This is a genomic window from Leisingera sp. F5, from assembly GCF_001593695.1.
In genome coordinates, this window is sequence record NZ_LUKH01001328.1 from 1 (window position 1) to 1,109 (window position 1,109).

The following is a 1,109-nucleotide window of genomic DNA, read 5'->3' on the forward strand; positions in this document are numbered from 1 at the left end:
AACCGAGATTGACGGCCTACCGGCCGCACCGGTTGACGCTCTTGATGTAGGGGCGGCTTGGTCCTGGCATGGCGATGCTGTGCGGGTGGACGGGCCGGCAGAGCTGTTGCGGCTGGACATGGCAAATGGCGAGGCAGATTTGCGCCGCCGGGCGGCACGGTCAGTGCGTCGGCTGGTCGGTGCGGCCGTTCAAAACCGGACCGATGTCGATTCGGTCAAGGTGGACGAGCCGCTGATGGACAGCAGCTTTGTTGTGACCAACGGCGTGCAAAGTTTCACTGTGACTCTCATAGAGGTGGGGCCGGGCCAGCGCCCGCTTTTGATGTTCGTCGACGAGCTGCCGCCGCGCGGTGCTGATCTGTGGGTGGTGCATCATTCGCTGGGAACGGTCAGCGCCGACCGTCCGCAGGGCGAAACCGGTGTGATCTGCTTTACCCCGGGCACTTTGATCGCAACACCCGGCGGCCCGAAGCGGGTTGAGCGGCTGCGCGAGGGCGAAAAGGTGCAGACCCGCGACAATGGCGCCCAGGAAATCCTCTGGATCGGCTCCCGCCGGATCAGCGGCGCACGATTGTTTGTGATGCCGCGGCTGCGCCCGATCCGCATTCACGCCGGGGCCTTGGGCATCGACCGCCCAGAGCGGGAGCTGCTGGTCTCGCCGGATCACCGGATGCTGTTGCGCGGCGACCGGGTGCGGGCGCTGTTCAATACGCCCGAAGTGCTGGTCGCCGCCGGCGATCTGGTCAACGGCCGCACCATTCTGCCCGACGCCTCGGTGCGGCAGGCGACCTATATCCATATCATGCTGGCAAACCACCAGGTGCTTTGGGCCAATGGGGTCGAGACCGAAAGCTTTCACCCCTCTAATGCGTCGTTGACGGCGCTCAGCGACTGTGACCGGGCACGGTTGTTCCATCTGCAGCCTGAGTTGGAGCGCAACCCGCTGGCCTATGGCGCTTATGCCCGCCGCAATCTGAGCGCGTCCGAGGCTGCGATTCTGGGCCACGAGGCAGTTCAACTATTTAAAGCCACGATCGGAGAAGAATATGGACGGAAATACCCCCGCAGGAAAATGCCCGGTGATGCACGGCGCTGCGCTGAACACAGAC

Annotated in this window: 1 protein-coding gene; it reads left to right on the forward strand. The window is 64.1% G+C overall.

Features of this window, described 5'->3' with window-relative positions:
• Window positions 1-1,109: Hint domain-containing protein (locus tag A2I95_RS41165; RefSeq protein WP_291738050.1), on the forward strand; the 1,109-nt coding region annotated here is incomplete at both ends.